The 3343-nt window shown below is 75.3% G+C and carries 4 protein-coding genes; 2 read left to right on the plus strand and 2 right to left on the minus strand.

Annotated features, from left to right (window positions below; genetic code table 11):
* Window positions 1-199: 199 nt before the first annotated feature.
* The gene (locus tag ACFWEK_RS20155; RefSeq protein ID WP_430545229.1) at window positions 200-1144 is read left to right on the plus strand and encodes an ROK family glucokinase; all 945 of its coding nucleotides are present in this window, start codon (window positions 200-202) and stop codon (window positions 1142-1144) included.
* A gap of 49 nt (window positions 1145-1193) precedes the next feature.
* On the opposite strand, the gene ACFWEK_RS20160 is transcribed toward ACFWEK_RS20155, so the two are convergent.
* Window positions 1194-1742 (minus strand): hypothetical protein, encoded by a 549-nt coding sequence (locus tag ACFWEK_RS20160; RefSeq protein ID WP_430545230.1) that lies wholly within the window; start codon window positions 1740-1742, stop codon window positions 1194-1196.
* A gap of 116 nt (window positions 1743-1858) precedes the next feature.
* Between ACFWEK_RS20160 and ACFWEK_RS20165 the strand changes: the two genes are divergently transcribed.
* Window positions 1859-2578 (plus strand): lysophospholipid acyltransferase family protein, encoded by a 720-nt coding sequence (locus tag ACFWEK_RS20165; protein WP_429763771.1) that lies wholly within the window; start codon window positions 1859-1861, stop codon window positions 2576-2578.
* 4 nt (window positions 2579-2582) lie between these two features.
* Here the strand turns inward: ACFWEK_RS20165 and ACFWEK_RS20170 are convergent, their stop codons facing one another.
* Window positions 2583-3221, minus strand: a complete 639-nt coding sequence (locus tag ACFWEK_RS20170) for a GNAT family N-acetyltransferase (RefSeq protein WP_430555195.1) — start codon at window positions 3219-3221, stop codon at window positions 2583-2585.
* Between the last annotated feature and the right edge of the window lie 122 nt (window positions 3222-3343).

Below are 3343 nucleotides of genomic sequence, written 5' to 3' on the forward strand. Positions count from 1 at the left end.
GTCCAGGACACGGTTCGGTGACGGTCCGTGACCACCGGTGACGTCGCGGTGACGTCCCGGTGGTGGACGAGCGTCGCACCCCCCGGTCGCGGTGGCTAGTCTTGTCCCTGCGCGCACCGCGCGCCCCCGCGCCGCGACGGCGACCGGGTGATGCGCCGTACGGACGCGGCGTCCCGACACATGAACGCGAGGTTCCCGCATGCACGCCATCGGAGTCGACATCGGCGGCACGAAGATTGCCGTGGGTGTGGTGGACGAGGCGGGCAAGATTCTCGCGAAGGTACGGCGCGAGACGGTCGCGGACGACGTCGCCTCCATCGATCAGGCCATCGCGGACGCGTGCACCGAGCTGGCCAAGGAGCACGAGGTCGGCGCGATCGGCCTCGCCGCCGCCGGCTTCGTGAGCCCCGACCGGCGGTCGGTGCTCTTCGCCCCGAACATCGCCTGGCGCGAGTACCCGCTCGCCGAGCGGATCGAGGCGCTGCTGGACGTCGACGTCCCCGTGGTCGTCGAGAACGACGCCAACGCCGCTGGCTGGGCGGAGTTCCGCTTCGGTGCCGCCCGCGAGGCCACCGACATGCTCATGCTGACGGTCGGCACCGGGCTCGGCGGCGCGATCGTGGTGGACCGCGAGCTCGTGCGCGGCAAGTGGGGCGTCGCGGCCGAGGTGGGGCACATGCGGGTCGTCCCGGGCGGCCACTACTGCGGCTGCGGGCACGAGGGCTGCTGGGAGCAGTACGCGTCCGGCACGGCCCTGGTGCGCGACGCGAAGCAGGCGGTGATCGCCCAGCCGGAGCGGGCGACGCGGCTGGTCGAGCTCGCCGGCGGCGACGTGTCGGCGCTCGAGGGCCCGCACGTCACGCAGGCGGCGCAGGAGGGCGACGAGCTCGCGGTCGAGCTGCTGGCGACGCTCGGCCGTTGGATCGGCGAGGGCTCGGCGTCCGTCGCCGCGCTGCTCGACCCCGAGCTCATCGTCATCGGCGGCGGCGTCGGCGCGGCCGGCGACCTGCTGCTCCTGCCCGTGCGCAAGGCGTACGAGGCGCAGCTGTCGGCCCTCGGGCACCGCCCGGTGGCGCAGATCGAGCTCGCCGAGCACGGCAACGAGGCGGGCATCATCGGCGCCGCCGACCTCGCCCGGCGCTGATCCGCACGTCGGCCGGCCCCGTCGCCCGGCCTGGCCCCGCACGGGCCGGTCAGACGACGGCGCCCGTGCTGTGGTCGTCCGGGTCGCGGCGGTGCGGCATCCGCCAGAGGAGGATGCCCAGCGCGACGAGGAACAGGACGCCGGCGACAGGGCCGGACCATCCCGGGATGCGCAGGGCCGGGACGGCAGCGCGCAGGACGACGCCGAGCACGACGAGCACCGGCACCCCGACGACGACGGCCCACGCGAGGGTGAGGAGCGGGTCGCGGGAGAGCACCGGCTCCGGCTCCGGCGGCGTGAAGTGAGACTCCGTCTCTTCGAGATCCTCGATCTCGGGCGTGACGGGCCAGTCGCGGGGACCGGGGCTCACCACCCGACCGGGCGGCGGCGCGGTGTCCTCGCCGCGCACGTCGGCCGCGGGGTCGCTCGTCGTGTCGTCCGAGGTGCCGCCCGCAGGCTCGTCCGCCCGGTCGGCGTCGGTGGGCTCGTCGAGCGGCCCGAGCTGGGCGACGATGTCGGCCCAGCGCGCCTCGACGGCGTCGTCGGGCAGGTCGTCGTCCGGCAGGTCCGGTTCGGCGTCCGGGTTCGGTGCGGGCATGGGTTCACTCTATTGTCGTGGGCGAAGCAACGCGTCGACGGTCCGCCCGCCGGCGCCACGGCCCGTCGACGGCGGTCCGCTGACCGGGGGCTGCCGAGACTGGGCGAGGAGGACAGTTGTTCTACTGGGTGATGAAGAACGTGCTGGTGGGGCCGTGGCTCCGGCTGGCGTTCCGCCCCTGGACGAAGGGCGTCGAGAACGTCCCGACCTCCGGTCCGGCGATCCTCGCGAGCAACCACCTCGCCGTCATCGACTCGTTCGTGCTGCCGCTCGTCCTCGACCGTCAGGTCCAGTTCCTGGGCAAGTCGGACTACTTCACCGGCGGCGGCGTCCGCGGGCGCCTCGTGGCCGGCTTCATGCGCGGGGTCGGGACGATCCCGGTGGACCGCTCGGGCGGGAAGGCCAGCGAGGCCGCGCTCAACACGGGGCTGCGGGTGCTGGACGACGGCGACCTGTTCGGCATCTACCCCGAGGGCACGCGCAGCCCCGACGGGCGGCTGTACCGCGGCAAGACCGGCGTCGCCCGCCTGGCGCTGGAGTCCGGCGCCCCCGTGATCCCCGTCGCGATGGTGGGCACCGACGTCGCGCAGCCGCTCGGTCGCTCGGTCCCGAAGCCGATGCCGATCGGCATGGTCTTCGGCGAGCCCCTCGACTTCAGCCGCTACCGCGGGATGGAGGGCGACCGGTTCGTGCTGCGCTCCGTGACCGACGAGATCATGTACGCCATCCTGCGGCTGTCCGAGCAGGAGTACGTCGACGTCTACGCGGCCACGATGAAGGCGCGCCTCGCGGCGGCCCAGCAGCAGCCGCCGGAGGAGCCCGCCGCCGGATCCTGACCGGCTACCCGGGCACCTGGCCCACGACGAGGCTCAGCCAGGCGTCCGGCGGCACCTCGGGCCGGCCGGGCACCGGACGGTGCGTGACCGACCAGCCGTCGCCCGTGACCTCGGTCGCGACGCGCGGCCAGAACGCCGCGGCGCCGGCGTTGGCGTCCTGGTACGCGATCTCCCACGGGCCCGGCACGTCGCGCAGCACCGCCGCCGCGACGTCCCGCCCGACGCCGCGCTGCCGCGCGGCGCGCGCGACGAAGAACGCCGACAGCACGCGGGTCGGCGCGTCGAGGCCCCGGACCAGGGCGAACGCCACCGGCCGCTCGCCCGAGCGGCCCGGTGCCCCGTCGGGGAGCACGGCCAGGTAGCCCCGCCAGGTCGCGGCACGACGGCCCGTCCCGCCCCCGTCCGCCCGCACGTCACGGTCGATCTCGTCGAGAGCAGCGCGGAGGCGGTCGTCGCGGAACCGGCCGTCGGGGCCCGGCAGCTCGCCCGAGACGGCGGACATGTCGTGGCGGAAGAGGAGCCACAGCCGTTCGAGGACCGCGCGGTCCTCCGTCGTGGCGCGGCGGACCCGGACCGGCGCGCCCTCGAGGTGGGCGGGCGGGCAGTGGGCGGACGGGCCGGGGAGGGGCGCAGGAGTCGTCATACGCAAGAGCCTCCCGGCGCCGGACGGCGGGGAGGCTCGCCCGACATCATCGCACGGCCGGGCGTCGCCGCGCACGGCGCGTTCGCCCGGCGGACGGCCGGGACCGGCACGGGGAGGTGCTC

The organism is Isoptericola sp. NPDC060257 (genome assembly GCF_042726645.1).
Classification (GTDB): Bacteria; Actinomycetota; Actinomycetes; order Actinomycetales; family Cellulomonadaceae; genus Isoptericola; species Isoptericola nanjingensis.